Here is a 16,048-nt window from a genome sequence, read left to right on the forward strand (position 1 = left end):
AGAACAGTATGAGCATTACTCGTTATGGCACCGGCAGCACCGCGGGTGGCGGTCAGCCGCGTCCTTTTGCCCGCGCCGTCGAAGCCGATGGCTGGCTGCATGTGTCCGGCCAGGTGCCGGCGCTGAATGGTGAAATCATTGTTGGTGGCATCGTCGAGCAGACGCACCAGACCATGAAGAACCTGATCGCGATTCTCGAGGAGGCCGGTTATGGCCTGGAAGATGTGGTGCGCGCCGGGGTCTGGCTGGAAGACCCGCGGGATTTCTGGAGTTTCAACAAGGTGTTTTCCGAGTACTTCACCCCTGAGCACGCTCCGGCACGAGCCTGTGTCCAGGCGAACATGATGGTCGACTGCAAGGTCGAGATCGATTGCATCGCGTACAAGAAGAAGTGATGAAACCCTGATGGCCTATATCGCGGGCAAGCTCCGCTCCCACAAAGCCAGGGGCGGGCCGCTGTATTGCTTACAACCGAAAATTTGTGGGAGCGGAGCTTGTCGGGACGCCGCACCGCCGCGAAAGCGATCTAACAGTCGCCCCGGGACTCTGGGTACACTCCCCGGCAATTTTTCCAATGGGATGGCACTGACATGACCGAAGACACCATCAAGCGCCGGGCCAAAGGGTTGGACCGGGCGTTCGATATCCTCGATTACCTCAAGGAAGTCGGCCAGCCGCTGCGTCCCAACGACATCGCCAGCGGTATCGGCAGCCCGAAATCCACGATCTACGAGCTGGTGGCGTCGCTGCTTGAGCGGCGCATCCTCGAGTCGGTCGGCAAGGAAGGCCATGTCTACCTGGGCCGCCAGCTGTATTTTCTCGGCCAGGCACACTTGCGCCATTTCGACCTGAGCCGCGAAGCCGACCATGCCTTGCAGGAAATCGTCAGCCAGACCCGGGAAACCGCACAGATGTGCCTGCTCAACGGGCGCAAGTACACGGTGGCGCTGATGAAGGAAGGTGAGCGGCATTTCCGGATTTCCTCGGACATCGGTGAAAACGCGCCGATCCCCTGGACCGCGTCCGGTCGCCTGCTGCTGGCGCACCTGAGCGACCAGCAGATCATCGACCTGATCGACCACGACGACTTCATCCTGCCGGACGGCCAGCGCCTGCCGCTGGAGGTGTTTCTCAAGGAGATTCGCCAGGCCGGGATCGACGGGTTCTTTTCCTTCGATAGCGTTGCCGACACCTTTACCCATTGCTTCGCCGCGCCGGTCAAGGACGAGCGGGGCATTTGCATCGCCACCCTGTGCATCGTCGCCCCGCGCGCCGATGCCAAGACCAACTACAACGACTATCGCCGGGTCCTGATCGAGAGCGCGAACAACCTGGCCCGTCGCATCAACGACTAGCGCGGCCGCCAAGGGCGCCGCCGATAAGGAGTTTGGAATGTCTACTGCCGTGAACTTCGCCGCCGTGGAAAAAGGCGCCGCCGGCGTCGGCGCGCAACTGGTGCGCGATGTCAGCCTGCCGGCCCTGGTGCTTCACCGCGACGCCCTGGAGCACAATATCCGTTGGATGCAGGACTTCGTCAGCCGTAGCGGCGCCGAACTGGCACCGCATGGCAAGACCAGCATGGTCCCGGCGCTGTTCCGGCGCCAGCTGGCCGCCGGGGCCTGGGGGATGACCCTGGCGACCGCCGTGCAGACCCGTGCCGCCTACGTGGCGGGCGTGCGGCGGGTGTTGATGGCCAACCAACTGGTGGGCGCGCCGAATATGGCATTGATCGCCGATTTGCTGGCCGATGCGCAGTTCGAGTTTCACTGCATGGTCGACCACCCGGACAACGTCGCGGCCCTGGGGGCTTTCTTCGCCGAGCGCGGCCTGCGCTTGAACGTGATGATCGAGTACGGCGTGGTCGGTGGTCGTTGCGGTTGTCGTAGCGAGCAGGAGGTGCTGGACCTGGCCCAGGCCATCAAGGCCCAGCCGGCACTGGCCCTGACCGGTATCGAAGGTTATGAAGGAGTGATTCACGGCGATCAGGCCGAGAGCGGGATTCGCGCCTTCGCCGGCTCCCTGGTGCGGTTGGCGGTGGACCTGCGCAACAGCGGCGCGTTTGCCATCGACAAGCCGATCATCACGGCTTCGGGTTCGGCCTGGTACGACCTGATCGCCGAGGAGTTTGAAGCCCAGGACGCCGATGGGCGTTTTCTCAGTGTGCTGCGCCCGGGCAGTTATGTCGCCCACGACCATGGCATCTACAAGGACGCGCAGTGCTGCGTGCTGCATCGCCGGGGTGACCTGAGCGAAGGCTTGCGTCCGGCGCTGGAGGTCTGGGCCCATGTGCAGTCGATGCCGGAGCCGGGCTTCGCGGTGATTGCCCTGGGCAAGCGCGATGTGGCCTTTGATGCCGGCTTGCCGGTGCCTTTGCTGCGTTATCAGCCGGGGGTGCTGCCGGCAATGGGCGAGGATGTCAGTGCCTGCAAGGTGACGGCGGTGATGGACCAGCACGCATTCATGACGGTGGCGCCGGGCTGCGAGTTGAAGGTTGGGGATATTGTGTCGTTTGGCACCTCGCATCCGTGCCTGACGTTTGACAAGTGGCGGGTCGGTTGCATTGTCGATGAGCGGATGAGTGTGATCGAAACCTTCGAGACTTGCTTCTAAGCGGATATCGCCTTCGCGGGCAAGCTCCGCTCCCACAGTGTCGGTGTCGACCCCGAACAGTGTGATCGACACAGAACCAGTGGGAGCGGAGCTTGTCGGGACGCCGCACCGCCGCGAGAAAGCCGTATCGGACACTATGAGACCAGCACAATGACCACCCTGAACCTGCCCCCGCCGCGCATCGCCCTGATCGGCGAATGCATGATCGAATTGCAACAACACGCCGACGGCAGCCTGCACCAGAGCTTCGGCGGCGACACCCTGAACAGCGCCGTCTACCTGTCCCGCGAACTGGGTGGACGGGCCTCGGTGGACTATGTCACGGCGCTCGGCGATGACAGCTTCAGCGACAGCATGTGCCGGATCTGGCGCGAGGAAGGCATCGGCCTGGACCTGGTGCAACGCCTGCCGGGGCGCTTGCCCGGCTTGTACTGCATCCAGACCGATGCCAAGGGCGAGCGCCGGTTTCTCTACTGGCGCAACGAAGCGGCGGTGCGCGACTGTTTCACCGCACCGACATCGGCTCCGGTGTTGGCGGCTTTGCCGGATTACGATGTGCTGTATTTCAGCGGCATCACCCTGGCGGTGCTGGGCGAACTCGGTCGGGAAAAACTGGTTGCGGTGCTGCAAGAGGCCCGTCGGGGCGATACCCGGGTGGTTTTCGACAATAACTACCGGCCGCGTCTCTGGGCGAATGTCGAGCAGGCGCGTGAGGCGTATCGCTCGGTATTGCCCTATGTCGACCTGGCCATGTTGACCCTGGAAGATGAGCTGGCGCTGTTCGATTATGTCGATGGCGAGGCGGTGTTTCGTGCCTATGAGGATATCGGCATCCCGGAAGTGGTGATCAAGCGGGGGGCGGAGAGTTGCCTGATTCACTGCGAGGGCGCGGTGTTCGAGGTGCCTGCGCAGAAAATCGAGACGGTGGTCGATACCACGGCGGCGGGGGATTCGTTCAGTGCGGCGTACCTGGCCAGTCGCCTGACGGGCGGTGATCCGCAAGAAGCGGCGTTGGCCGGGCATCGGCTGGCGAGTCGGGTGATTCAGGTGCGTGGGGCGCTGATTCCACGAGGCTGACGGTTCAGGCCTGAGTGTGTGGAGGTGCTATTTTTGTGGCGAGGGGGCTTGTCGGGACGCCGCACCGCCCCGTTCGGCTGCGAAGCAGTCGTGAAGCCAGTCACTGCATTCGACCTGATGCACCCGGATCACAGGTTTTAGGGTCGCTTCGCGCCCCAACGCGGGCAAGCCCGCTCACCACAAGTGATACGTGCCTTAATCGCGGTAAAAGACCTGCACCAGATGATACCCAAACTTGCTCTTGATCGGGCCATGCACGGTACGTAGCGGCTTCTTGAAAATTACCTGGTCGATAGCCCCGACCATCTGCCCCGGACGGACTTCCCCCAGATCCCCACCGCGCTTGCCGGACGGGCAGGTGGAGTACTTCTTGGCCAGCACATCAAAGGCTTCGCCCTTGACGATACGTAGCCTCAGTTGTTCGGCTTCCTCGGCGGTCTTCACCAGGATATGGCGGGCTTGGGCTTTCATCGATTCGTTACCTTGAAACGTTGGGGCATGCGGCGGGCGCGGGATTATGCCTGAAGATCAGGACGCTTGCCCGATCATGTCGCGTACCCGATTGGCCAGCGCATCGAGGGTGAAGGGCTTGGCGATCAGGTCCATGCCCGGCTCGAGGAAGCCCTGGCGCTCGGCGGCCTTCTCGGCGTAGCCGGTCATGAACAGCACCTTGAGCCCCGGGCGGTGCTGGCGGGCGGCTTCCGCCAATTGCCGGCCGTTCATCCCCGGCAGGCCGACATCGGTGACCAGCAGGTCGATGCGCAGGCTCGACTCCAGCAGCGGCAAGGCGGTCCGCGCATCCGCCGCCGGGTGCACGGTATAACCCAACTCGTCGAGGACATTGAGCACCAGCATCCGCACCGCCGGATCGTCCTCCACCACCATCACCGACTCGTCGACCTCGGCCAGCGGTGACTCCGCGGGTTGCCGTGGGGCTCGCGGCGCCTCGGCTTGCGCCGCGTGATAGCGCGGCAGGTACAAGCGCACGCAGGTGCCTTTGCCCGGCTCGCTTTCGAGGGTGACGTGACCGCCGGACTGCTGGGCAAAACCATAGATCATCGACAGGCCCAGGCCGGTGCCCTGGCCGATGGGCTTGGTGGTGAAGAACGGGTCGAAGGCCTTGGCCAGGATCAGCGGGCTCATGCCGGTACCGTTGTCGCTGACGCCGATCATCACATAGTCGCCGGCCTTGACCGGTTCCAGGGTGCTGATGTCGCCGCCGTCGAGGTAGCTGTTGGCGGTCTCGATGCGCAGTTCGCCGCCGTCGGGCATGGCGTCGCGGGCGTTGATCACCAGGTTGAGCAGGGCGCTTTCCAGCTGCCCGGTGTCGGTGTTGACCGGCCACACGTCCCGGCCCAGTTCGACTTTCAGGCTGATATGGGCGCCCTTGGTACGGCTGAACAGCTCTTCCAGCGATTGCACCAATTGATTGGGCTCGATGCGTTTGCGGTCGAGCGATTGTCGCCGGGAAAAGGCCAGCAACCGGTGGGTGAGGGCGGCGGCCCGTTGTGCCGAGCTGACGGCGGCGTCGGCAAAACGGCCGATCTCGTCGCTGCGTCCGGCGGCGATATAGCGTTGCACCAGGTCCAGGCTGCCGATGATGCCGGTGAGCATGTTGTTGAAGTCATGGGCGATGCCACCGGTGAGTTGACCCACCGCTTCCATTTTTTGCGCATGGCGCAACGCCTCTTCGGCCCGCTCGCGTTCGAGCATTTCATTCTGCAGGCGCTGGTTGGCCTCGGCCAGCGCCCGGGTCCGCTGGGCGACGCGTTCCTCCAGGGTCTCGTTGAGATTGCGCAGGGCTTCTTCGGTGCGTTTGTGCTCGGTGATATCCAGTGCCGCGCCGACAAAGCGCTGGGCCCGACCATGGGGGCCGAGGTGGCAGCGGCCGCGGGCGAAAACCCAACGCACCTGGCCGTCGGCTTGCAATACCCGGTATTCTTCGGCGTGCTCGTTGTGTTGCTCCAGGCACAGTTTGATGCCCTGGGCCACCTGTGCGCGGTCCTCTGGGTGCACACTGTCCATGTAGACGCTGATGGGGGTCTGGCTGGCCCGCGCCGGGTCAACGCCATGCAATTGGGCGAAGTGGGCGTCAGCGACAAATAGGTCCTGGTCGATATCCCAGTCCCAGGTACCGAGTCGGGTGGCGGTGTCGCCTGGAGATCCGTTCATAAACCTGCCTTGAAGGTGAAGCTTTGGGTTGCGCCGCGGCTTATTATCCCGCCAAGCTGTAGACATCGGTCATATCTAAATGACACAAGCTTAATCGCACAAACCTCTTTTCGACTGTATTGCGGACAACTTTGCCATGGATATCCACGCATTGCTGAAAACCCTGGCCGCCCAGGACGGTTCGGACCTGTACCTGTCCACCGGCGCGCCGCCCTGTGCCAAATTCAACGGCGTGCTCAAGCCGTTGGGCACGGACTCGCTGAAGCTGGGTGAAGTGGCGGCCATTGCCGACGGTATCATGGATGCCGAGCAACGCCTGCAGTTCGAGCGCGAACTGGAAATGAACCTGGCGTTGTCCTTGCCCGGTGTCGGCCGCTTCCGGATCAATATCTTCAAGCAGCGCAACGAAGTATCCATCGTCGCGCGCAATATCAAGCTGGAAATCCCTCGCTTCGAAGACCTCAAGCTGCCGCCGATCCTGCTCGAAACCATCATGGAAAAGCGTGGCCTGGTGCTGTTTGTCGGCGCCACCGGTTCGGGTAAGTCGACTTCCCTGGCGGCCTTGATCGACTACCGCAACCGCCACAGCAGCGGGCATATCATCACCATCGAAGACCCGGTGGAGTACATCCATCGACACAAGAAGTCGATTATCAACCAGCGCGAAGTCGGGGTCGATACCCGCAGTTTCCACGCGGCGCTGAAGAACACCCTGCGCCAGGCGCCGGACGTGATCCTGATCGGCGAGATCCGCGACCGCGAAACCATGGAGCATGCCCTGGCGTTCGCCGATACCGGGCACTTGGCGATCTCCACCCTGCACGCCAACAACGCCAACCAGGCGCTGGACCGCATTATCAACTTCTTCCCGGAGGATCGGCGGCCGCAATTGCTCAACGACCTGGGTAACAACCTCAAGGCGTTCGTTTCCCAGCGTCTGGTCAATACCCTGGACGGCAAGCGTCGGGCGGCGGTGGAAGTGATGCTGGGCACGCCGACGGTGCGTGACTTCATCAAGCGCAACGAGTTCTCCGAGCTCAAGGGCATCATGGAGAAGTCCGAGATCATTGGCATGCGTACCTTCGATACGGCGCTGTTCGAGTTGGTGGTGGAGGGGGCGATCGACGAGGAAGAGGCGCTGAAGAACGCCGACTCGGTGAACAACCTGCGCCTGCGCCTGAAGCTGCATCAGGATACGGCGGCCCTGACCGTGCAGAAGAGCCCTCCCGCGCCGCCGATCGCGGCGAAGGAGCTGGATGCCAAGGACTGGGGCCTGGTGGAGGATGGTAACGCTCCGCGCGGTTGATCCAGCGCCGCCTGTCACATCACTGGACGGCGCTTTTCTCCTGTGGCGGGGATAAATCGCGCTGCTCAGTCCAACTGATGTCGATACGGCAAGTCCGGGCCGTTACGGCTACAGGTAATTGCCGCGGCGCCCACGGCGAAGTTCAGCATCGCCTCGATCTGGGCCTTGTCCAGTTGTTCCAGGCCCTCCACTGAATCAAGCTGTTGTTCGGTCAACCAAGTGATCAGGGCGGCCTGGAAGGTGTCGCCGGCGCCGACGGTATCGGCGGTGAGCACTTCGCGAGCCGGTACCGACCAGTGGCCATGCCGACGACTGTAGACGCTGGCGCCCTGGGTGCCACGGGTCAGGAACACCAGCTGGCAGCGCTGGGCCAACCACTCCTGGGCGATGCTCTGGGGATCGCGCCCCGGGTAGAGCAGTCCGAGGTCTTCGTCGCTGACCTTGATCATGTCGGCGTGTTCGGCCAGGGCCGCGATCCGTTGGCGCCAGAGCTCGATATTCGGTTCCGGATTGAGTCGTACGTTAGGGTCGAGGGTGATCAGCCGCCGGCCGCTTTCCCGTCGCACCAGGGTCAGCAGGGTATCGGCAATCGGCTGCACCACCAGGGAAAACGAACCGATATGCAGGCCACGGACCTCGTCGCCGAGTTTCGGCAGGTGCCCGGGCAGCAACTGGCGGTCGGCGCAGCCTTCGCCTCGGAAACTGTAATGCGGCGAGCCATCGGCAGCCACGGCGACCATCGCCAGGGTGGTGGGCGCGTCGAAGTCCAGCAGGTAATCCGCGCGTACTCCTTCTTCCAGCAGGACCTGCTGCAAACGGCGCCCGAGGTAGTCGGTGGACAATCCGGCAAACAATGCCACGTCGACGCCCAGGCGGCGCAGGCCGACCGCGACGTTGAACGGCGAACCGCCGGCAATCGCGGTGAAATTCACTTTCGAGGTCTGCCCGCTCGCATCCTCACTGAAAAAATCGAACAGCGCTTCACCACAGACCAGATACATGGGAACTCACTCTTGAAGGGCGGCTACCTGTTGACGGTAGCGCTGGTAAACGGATTGGTAGGCGGCGACATTGGTCGCGATCGGCCGGGTTTCACTTGCCAGGTCGAGGCTGACACAACGTTCGCATAATTCAGCCAGGCTTTGCTCGCCAGCGGACTCGCACCAGGCGGCCTGGATCGCCGCCCCGAGGGCCGCGGCTTCGCTCTGGCGGGTGCAGACCACCGGGGTATCCATGATATCGGCGACGATCTGCCGCCACACCGGGCTTTTCGAACCGCCCCCGGTCAGGCGGATGCCGTGGCTGCGCAGGCCGGCTTCGCGCAGCAGATCCAGGCCATAACGCAAGCCGAAAGTGGTGCCCTCGACCACGGCCCGACACAGATTGGCCTGGGTCAGGTTGGTCAGGGTCAAGCCTGAGAGGCTGCCGCTGGCCTGGGGCAGGGCGGGCACCCGTTCGCCGTTGAGAAACGGCAGCATGCTGACGCCCTCGGCGCCGATTGGCGCCTGCTCGACCCGGGCATTGAACTCGTCGAGCCCGAGCTTGAACAGCTCGCGTACGGCGCCGCTGGCGTTGGTCAGGTTCATGGTGCAGATCAGCGGCAACCAGCCGCCGCTGGAAGAGCAGAAGGCCGCGACCGAGGCATGCGGGCTGACCAGTGGCTGGTCGGCATAGGCATAGACCGTACCGGACGAGCCCAGGCTCATGGTGATGATCCCGGCCTGGATATTGCCGGTGCCGATGGCGCCCATCATGTTGTCGCCACCGCCACTGGCAACCAGGGCGTTGGGGTTGATGCCCAGCAGTCCGGCGATCTCGGGAAGAACCCGACCGACTGGCTGGTGGGCTTCGATCAGTTCCGGCAAGGCGGCTTGCAGGCGCCCGCTGGGGTCGATCTCGTGCAGCAGCGGCAGGTCCCAGCAGCGCTTGCGCACATCGAAATAGCCGCTACCCGAGGCATCGCCGTATTCCGCGCAACTGCGGCCGGTAAGCCAGTAGTTGAGGTAATCGTGGGGCAGCAGGATATGGGCGATCCGGGCGAACAGCTCGGGATGCTGCTCTTTGCTCCAGAGCAACTTGGACACGGTATAGCCGGGCGCGATCACCAGGCCGAGGCGTTCGAGCGAGCCCTGTTCGCCGCCCAATTGTTCCAGCAGACGCTGGTTTTCCGGGGTGGTTTCGGTGTCGCACCAGAGCTTGGCCGGACGCAGGACCTGGCCTTGCTGATCAAGCAGGACCAGTCCGTGTTGCTGGCCGGAGACGCCGATACCGAGGATCGCCTGACCGTCGACAGCGGCCGCGGCCAATGCTTGTCGGGTGGCCTGGACGAAAGCGTCCAGCCATTGCCCGGTGTCCTGCTCGCGACGACCGTTGGCGCCGCTGATCATCGTATGGGGCGCCGCGCCCTGGCCCAGCACCTGGCCGCTGACGGTGTCGAGGACGATGGCCTTGGTGCCTTGGGTGCCGCAGTCGATGCCTAGATAGAGTTTTTGCTTCATGGTTGGCCTGCTTGAGTAAGGCGATCCCTTTGTGGAGCGCGGACCTGTGGCGATCGGGCTTGCCCGCGCCGGGGCGCGAAGCGGCCCTGAAACCGGCGAATGCGGTCTATCAGGTAAACCGAGATGACCGATTTCACGACTGCTTCGCAGTCGAGCGCGGGCAAGCCCGCTCGCCACAAAGGTTAGTCACACATTCAATCGGTTTTCGCCAGCAAACGCTCCAGTGTCTTGCTCACGCCTACTTCGCGCAAGCTGTTGAAGCAGCGTTCGAAAGCCGCGATAAACTCGGCGGAGCGGGGAATCGCGCTGCCGAAAATCTCTTCCACGGCGAACAGCCGTTGCACGATCAAGGTGTCATCCGCCACCAGCGCCTGGCAGAACTCGGCCCGTGGGTCCGGAATGCTGTAGCTCGTGCCGTTTTCGTCGACGCCCTTGAGGTACAGGGCCCATGCCGCCACCACCAGCGCCGCGCGTTCGGTCTCGCGACCGTCGGCAATCAGCCGGTTGAGGGTCGGGATGGTGAACTTGGGAAACTTCGACGAGCCATCGGAACAGACCCGCGCCAACTGGTCGGCAATCGCCTGGTTGGAGAAACGCTGCACCAGGGTGTCCTTGTACTCGCCCAGGTCGATACCCGGCACCGGCGCCAGTTGCGGGGTGACGTCCAGGTCCATGTAGGCGCGCATGTACTTCACGAACAACGGGTCGTTCATGGTTTCGTGGACGAACCGGTAACCCTTGAGGAACCCCAGGTAGGTCAGGGCCAGGTGGCTGCCGTTGAGCAGCTTGATCTTCATCTCTTCATAGGGCGTGACGTCGTCGGTGAACTGCACGCCGACCTTTTCCCAGGCCGGGCGGCCGTTGACGAACTTGTCTTCCAGGACCCATTGCACAAAGGGTTCGCAGACCACCGGCCAGGCATCGTCGATGCCGTGTTCGTCATGCAGTTGCAGGCGATGGGCGGTGCTGGTCATCGGCGTGATGCGGTCGACCATGGCATTGGGAAAGCTCACGTGGGCGGCGATCCAGTCATGCAGGTCGGTGTCGCGCAAGGCGGCGAAGGCCAGTAGCGCCTTGCGGGCCACCGCGCCGTTGTGCGGCAGGTTATCGCAGGACATCAGGGTAAAGGCCGGGATACCGGCGGCCCGGCGCTTGGCCAGGGCCGCGCAGAGAAAGCCGAAGACGGTCTGTGGGGCCTCGGGGTGGCTGAGGTCGTGCTGGATCTGCGGCAGATGGGTCATGAACTCGCCGTTGCTGTCGTCGATGCAGTAGCCACCTTCGGTGATGGTCAGCGAGACGATGCGGATCTGCGGCGAGGCGAGCTTGTCGATCAGGGCCTGGCGATCGTCCTGGGCCAGCAGCATATCGCTGATGGCGCCGATCACCCGGATTTCGGTGTCGTCGCTGTCGCCCAGCTCGTACAAGGTAAAGAGGTAGTCTTGCCCGGCCAGGTCGTCCCGGGCGCGGCGGTCTTCGTCGCGCAGGCCGGCTCCGCAGATGGCCCAGTCCAGGCCCTCGCCGGTGTTCATCAGGGCGTCGGTGTAGTACGCCTGGTGGGCGCGATGGAAACCGCCGACGCCGATATGAACGATGCCCTGGCGGGTATCGGCCAGGTTGTAGAGGGGCAGGCGGACTTCAGGCGCCAGCCGGTGCAGATTCTGTTTGTTCAGTTTCATGGCTAAGGCTCTCGGCAATCAGGCGGCAGCGCGCAGCGGACGGGCGACCGCCAGACCGTTGGCATCGAACAAATGGCAGTGGCTGCTATCCAGGTGCAGATTGAGGGTTTCACCGTACTGGCTGGCCATATCGCCACGGATGCGCATGGTCAGGGCTTCGCCGGAAGCGGTGCGGACATGGCAGAAGGTATCGCTGCCCAGGCGTTCGCCGACGTCGGCGGTGACTTTCAGGGTGCAGTCGCCGGGTTTGGCGAGCTCCAGGTGTTCCGGGCGGATGCCCAGGGTTACCGGGCTGCCGGCGCTGAGGCCGGCATCGCTCAAGGGCAGGCTGATACGGGTGCCGGCATCCAGTTCGACCTCACAGCCCTGGCCGTCGAGGCGGCTGACCTTGCCCTTGAGAAAGCCCATTTTCGGCGTACCGAGGAAGCCGGCGACGAACAGGTTGGCCGGTGCGTGGTAGAGCTCCAGGGGCGAACCGACCTGCTCGACGCGTCCGCCATTGAGTACCACCACCTTGTCGGCCAGGGTCATGGCTTCGACCTGGTCGTGGGTCACGTAGATCATGGTGGCCTGCAACTCCTTGTGCAGGCGCGCCAGTTCCAGGCGCATCTGTACCCGCAGGGCGGCGTCGAGGTTGGACAGCGGTTCGTCGAACAGGAAGATCTTCGGATTGCGCACAATGGCGCGGCCGATGGCGACTCGCTGGCGCTGGCCGCCGGACAGTTGCTTGGGTTTGCGTTCCAGCAGCGGGCCGAGTTCGAGGATCCGTGCGGCCTCATTGACCTTGCGCTCGACCTCGGTCTTGGCCTCGCCGGCCAGATCGAGGGCGAAGGACATGTTCTTGCGTACGCTCATGTGCGGGTACAGGGCGTAGGTCTGGAAGACCATGGCCAGGTCGCGTTTGGCCGGGCTGACTTCGGTGATATCGCGACCGTCCAGTTCGATGGTGCCGGAGGTGACTTCCTCGAGGCCGGCGATCAGTCGCAACAGGGTCGACTTGCCGCAGCCGGACGGCCCGACGAAGACCACGAACTCGCGGTCGTTCACCTGCAGGTCGATGCCCTTGATGATGGACAGGCCTTCGAAGCCTTTTTGCAGATTCTTGATTTTCAGGTTGGCCATGGTGAGGCTCCTTTTAAAGTTCGCTACGAACCCTGTGGGAGCCGGCTTGCCGGCGATGGCGTCCGAATGGTCGCCGCAAGGCTTGAGGGCCTTATCGCTGGCAAGCCAGCTCCTACAGGTTCTGTTGTGTTCAAAAAAACGCTGATCTATTTCACGGCGCCGAAGGACAGGCCGCGGACCAACTGCTTCTGGCTGATCCAGCCGAAGATCAGGATCGGTGCGCAGGCCAGGGTCGAGACGGCCGACAACTTGGCCCAGAACAGACCCTCGGGGCTTGAGTAGGAGGCGATCAGCGCGGTCAGCGGCGCGGCATGCGAGGAGGTCAGGTTCAGCGACCAGAACGCCTCGTTCCAGCACAGGATCAGCGACAGCAGCAGGGTCGAGGCCAACCCGCCCTTGCTGATCGGCAGCAGCACCCGGACCATCTCCTGCCAGAGGGTCGCGCCGTCGAGACGGGCGGCCTCGAGGATGTCCTTGGGAATGTCCTTGAAGTAGGTGTAAATCATCCAGACCACGATCGGCAGGTTGATCAGGGTGTAGATCACGATCAGCGCCAGGCGCGTGTCCAGCAGTCCGAAGGACTTGGCCAGCAGGTAGATCGGCATCAGCACGCCCACCGGCGGCAGCATCTTGGTGGAGAGCATCCACAGCAGGGTGCGTTTGGTCCTTTGGGTTTCATAGAACGCCATGGAGTAAGCCGCCGGCACCGCGATCAGCATGCACAGCAAGGTGGCGCTGAAGGAGATCACCACCGAGTTCCAGGCGAAGTGGAAGTAGTCGCTGCGCTCCTGGATATGCAGGTAGTTCTCCAGCGTCGGGGTGAAGAAGAACTGCGGCGGCGTGGCGAACGCGTCGATCTCGGTCTTGAAGCTGGTCAGCACCATCCAGAAGATCGGGAAGAAGATCAGGATCGCGATGGCCCAGGCCAGGGTGCCGAGCAGAACGCTTTGCAGGCGCCGGGATTGTTTGAGTGTGAGGGTCATGGCGCGGGCCTCAAGGCTTGTCTGTCAGGTTTTTGCCGATCATCCGGACCAGGATGAGCGCGGCGATATTGGCGATGACCACGGCGATCAGGCCGCCGGCCGAAGCCATGCCGACATCGAACTGCACCAGGGCCTGGTTGTAGATCAGGTAGGCCAGGTTGGTCGAGGCGTAGCCCGGCCCACCGTTGGTGGTGGTGAAGATTTCCGCGAACACCGAGAGCAGGAAGATGGTTTCGATCATCACCACCACGGCAATCGGCCGGGCCAGGTGCGGCAGGGTCAGGTGCCAGAAGATCGCCACCGGACCGGCGCCGTCGAGGCGCGCGGCTTCTTTCTGTTCCTGGTCGAGGGACTGCATGGCGGTCATCAGGATCAGGATGGCGAAGGGCAGCCACTGCCAGGAGACGATGATGATGATCGACAGCAGCGGGTAATGGGCCAGCCAGTCCACCGGTTGCGCGCCGAATACTCGCCACAGCGCGGCGAGAATCCCCGAGACCGGGTGGAAAATCAGGTTTTTCCAGATCAGCGCACCGACGGTGGGCATGATGAAGAAGGGCGAAATCAACAGGACCCGGACGATGCCTCGACCGAAGAACTCACTGGCTTCCAGCAGCGCCGAGATCAGCACGCCGAACACCACGCTGATCAGCAGCACGCTGCCCACCAGCAACAGGGTGTTGGTGGCGCCGGGGAGAAAACCCGAGTCGGTCAGGAAGTAGGTGTAGTTTTCCAGGCCGACGAACTGGTTTTCGCCCGGGTAGAGCAGGTTGTAGCGGATCAGCGAAAAGTAAACGGTCATGCCCAGGGGCACGATCATCCACAGCAGCAACAGGCCGACTGATGGTGAGACCAGGAACCAGCCGGGGTTGCGCAGACGGCTTTTGCGCAACGGCTGGGGGATATCCATATGGGCTTTGGCAGTGGAGGTATTCATGGTGTTCAAAACCGATTAAGTGCAAGGAGCGGGCAATCTCAGTCCTTTGGGGGCGGAGCTTGTGTGGGAGCGGAGCTTGTCGGGACGCCGCACCGCCGCGAAGCTTTTAGCGATCTTGAAGTCGCCTTCGCGAGCAAGCTCTGCTCCTACAAGGGACGGTGCATGCCCCAGGACAGGGCTACTTCGGATAACCCGCGCGTTTCATTTCCCGCTCGGTGAAGGTCTGCGCGTCGGCCAGGGCCTTGTCGACCGTGGTCTGGCCGGTCAGGGCGGCGGAGAACTGCTTGCCGACCTGGGTGCCGATGGCCTGGAACTCGGGAATGGTCACCAACTGGATCCCGACATAAGGCACGGGCTTGGCGCTCGGGTCTTTCGGGTTGGCGGCCTTGAGCGATTCCAGGGTGATCCTGGCGAACGGCGCGGCCTTCATGTAGGCATCGCTGTAGGTCGAGGCGCGAGTGCCTGGCGGTACGTTGGCAATGCCGTCTTCCTTGGCGACCAGGGCCCCGTATTCCTTGGAGGTGGCCCAACTGCTGAAGACCTTCGCCGCGTCTTTGGCCTTGGAGCTGGTGGGGATCGCCAACGCCCAGGAGTAGAGCCAGGCCGAGCCTTTCTCGGTGACCTGGTGCGGTGCGTAGGTAAAGCCGACGTGGTCGCTGACCTTGCTCTGGGTCTTGTCGGTGACGAAGGAGCCGGCCACGCTGGCATCGACCCACATGGCGCACTTGCCGCTGTTGAACAGCGCCAGGTTTTCGTTGAAACCGTTACTCGAGGCGCCCGGCGGGCCGGCCTTTTTCATGGTCTCGACGTAGAAGTTCAGGGCGTTCTTCCACTCCGGGCCGTTGAATTCCGGCTGCCACTTCTCATCGAACCAGCGCGCGCCATAGGCATTGGCCACGGTGGTGATCAGGGCCATGTTCTCGCCCCAGCCGGCCTTGCCCCGCAGGCAGATACCGTATTGCTCCTTGTCGGGGTGGTTGAGCTTGCTGGCGAACTCGCCGATCTGTTCCCAGGTTGGGCGCTCGGGCATGCTCAGGCCGGCGTCCTTGAACAGGTCGGTGCGGTAGTAGGTCATGGAGCTTTCGGCGTAGAACGGCAGGGCGAACAGGGTGCCCTTGACGGAAAGGCCGTCACGCACCGACGGGAACACGTCGTCGATATCGTAGGCGGCGGGCAGGTTGTTCATCGGTTCCAGCCAGCCCTTGGCACCCCAGAGTGCGGCTTCGTACATGCCGATGGTCAGCACGTCGAACTGGCCGCCCTGGGTGGCAATGTCGGTGGTCAGGCGTTGGCGCAGGACGTTTTCTTCCAGCACCACCCAGTTCAGCTTGATGTCCGGGTGCTCGGTTTCGAAGCTTTTCGACAGCTTCTGCATGCGGATCATGTCGCTGTTGTTGACGGTGGCGATGGTCAAGGTCTGGGCGGCGAGGCTGACGCCGCTGAGGCTGAGGCCGGTGGTGACAAGCAGTGCGGTGGCAATGGCTTTCATCGAACACTCCTCTTCATGGCGCACGGAGGCGCTTGAAGGTCAGTTTATTGTTGTTGTGTCTTCCGGTGTCCAGGAAGAATCTGGCACTGATTACAGCCTTCAAACGTGTTCCTGACAAATCCTTGACGACACTTCGTTCGGTACTTTTTTGCACTGGGGCAGAATGTCGCAGGTCGGT

General features: G+C 63.0%; 13 protein-coding genes and 1 pseudogene. 5 read left to right on the top strand and 9 right to left on the bottom strand.

Annotated features, from left to right (window positions below; all coding sequences use genetic code 11):
- Positions 1-8 precede the first annotated feature (8 nt).
- The 4 genes from M5B96_RS06030 to M5B96_RS06045 all read left to right on the top strand — a co-directional run bounded on the left by M5B96_RS06030 (position 9) and on the right by M5B96_RS06045 (position 3,687).
- Positions 9-395 carry a RidA family protein gene (locus tag M5B96_RS06030; protein ID WP_177056810.1) on the top strand — a complete coding sequence of 129 codons (387 nt, stop codon included), beginning with the start codon at positions 9-11 and terminating at the stop codon, positions 393-395.
- 195 nt (positions 396-590) lie between these two features.
- Positions 591-1,355, top strand: a complete 765-nt coding sequence (locus M5B96_RS06035; RefSeq protein WP_248795795.1) for an IclR family transcriptional regulator — start codon at positions 591-593, stop codon at positions 1,353-1,355.
- Between the two features lie 37 nt (positions 1,356-1,392).
- Positions 1,393-2,610: an amino acid deaminase gene (locus tag M5B96_RS06040; RefSeq protein WP_248795796.1), complete on the top strand. Its 1,218-nt coding sequence runs from the start codon at positions 1,393-1,395 to the stop codon at positions 2,608-2,610.
- 150 nt (positions 2,611-2,760) lie between these two features.
- On the top strand, positions 2,761-3,687 hold the full coding sequence (locus M5B96_RS06045) for a sugar kinase (RefSeq protein ID WP_248795797.1): 927 nt from the start codon (positions 2,761-2,763) through the stop codon (positions 3,685-3,687).
- A 195-nt stretch (positions 3,688-3,882) separates the two neighbouring features.
- On the opposite strand, the gene M5B96_RS06050 is transcribed toward M5B96_RS06045, so the two are convergent.
- Positions 3,883-4,158, bottom strand: a complete 276-nt coding sequence (locus M5B96_RS06050) for a peptidylprolyl isomerase (RefSeq protein ID WP_103499111.1) — start codon at positions 4,156-4,158, stop codon at positions 3,883-3,885.
- Positions 4,159-4,215: 57 nt separating this feature from the next.
- A pseudogene (locus M5B96_RS06055) lies at positions 4,216-5,826 on the bottom strand (ATP-binding protein); the annotation flags it as partial.
- 169 nt (positions 5,827-5,995) lie between these two features.
- On the opposite strand from M5B96_RS06055, the gene M5B96_RS06060 reads away from it, so the two are divergent.
- Positions 5,996-7,165: a PilT/PilU family type 4a pilus ATPase gene (locus tag M5B96_RS06060; protein WP_248795798.1), complete on the top strand. Its 1,170-nt coding sequence runs from the start codon at positions 5,996-5,998 to the stop codon at positions 7,163-7,165.
- Between the two features lie 65 nt (positions 7,166-7,230).
- Here the strand turns inward: M5B96_RS06060 and M5B96_RS06065 are convergent, their stop codons facing one another.
- From M5B96_RS06065 to M5B96_RS06095, 7 genes are all read right to left on the bottom strand, one after another.
- Complete coding sequence (locus tag M5B96_RS06065) at positions 7,231-8,166, bottom strand: carbohydrate kinase family protein (RefSeq protein ID WP_248795799.1); 936 nt, start codon at positions 8,164-8,166, stop codon at positions 7,231-7,233.
- Between the two features lie 6 nt (positions 8,167-8,172).
- Positions 8,173-9,663, bottom strand: coding sequence for a xylulokinase (gene xylB, locus M5B96_RS06070; protein WP_248795800.1), 1,491 nt, complete (start codon positions 9,661-9,663; stop codon positions 8,173-8,175).
- Between the two features lie 194 nt (positions 9,664-9,857).
- On the bottom strand, positions 9,858-11,339 hold the full coding sequence (locus M5B96_RS06075) for a mannitol dehydrogenase family protein (protein WP_248795801.1): 1,482 nt from the start codon (positions 11,337-11,339) through the stop codon (positions 9,858-9,860).
- 18 nt (positions 11,340-11,357) lie between these two features.
- Complete coding sequence (locus M5B96_RS06080; RefSeq protein WP_248795802.1) at positions 11,358-12,461, bottom strand: ABC transporter ATP-binding protein; 1,104 nt, start codon at positions 12,459-12,461, stop codon at positions 11,358-11,360.
- 146 nt (positions 12,462-12,607) lie between these two features.
- Complete coding sequence (locus tag M5B96_RS06085; RefSeq protein ID WP_248795803.1) at positions 12,608-13,444, bottom strand: carbohydrate ABC transporter permease; 837 nt, start codon at positions 13,442-13,444, stop codon at positions 12,608-12,610.
- A 10-nt stretch (positions 13,445-13,454) separates the two neighbouring features.
- Positions 13,455-14,381 (bottom strand): carbohydrate ABC transporter permease, encoded by a 927-nt coding sequence (locus tag M5B96_RS06090; protein ID WP_412548584.1) that lies wholly within the window; start codon positions 14,379-14,381, stop codon positions 13,455-13,457.
- A gap of 178 nt (positions 14,382-14,559) precedes the next feature.
- The gene (locus tag M5B96_RS06095; protein ID WP_248795804.1) at positions 14,560-15,870 is read right to left on the bottom strand and encodes an ABC transporter substrate-binding protein; all 1,311 of its coding nucleotides are present in this window, start codon (positions 15,868-15,870) and stop codon (positions 14,560-14,562) included.
- Between the last annotated feature and the right edge of the window lie 178 nt (positions 15,871-16,048).

It is taken from the genome of Pseudomonas sp. MWU13-2105 (genome assembly GCF_023242315.1).
Taxonomy (GTDB): Bacteria; Pseudomonadota; Gammaproteobacteria; order Pseudomonadales; family Pseudomonadaceae; genus Aquipseudomonas.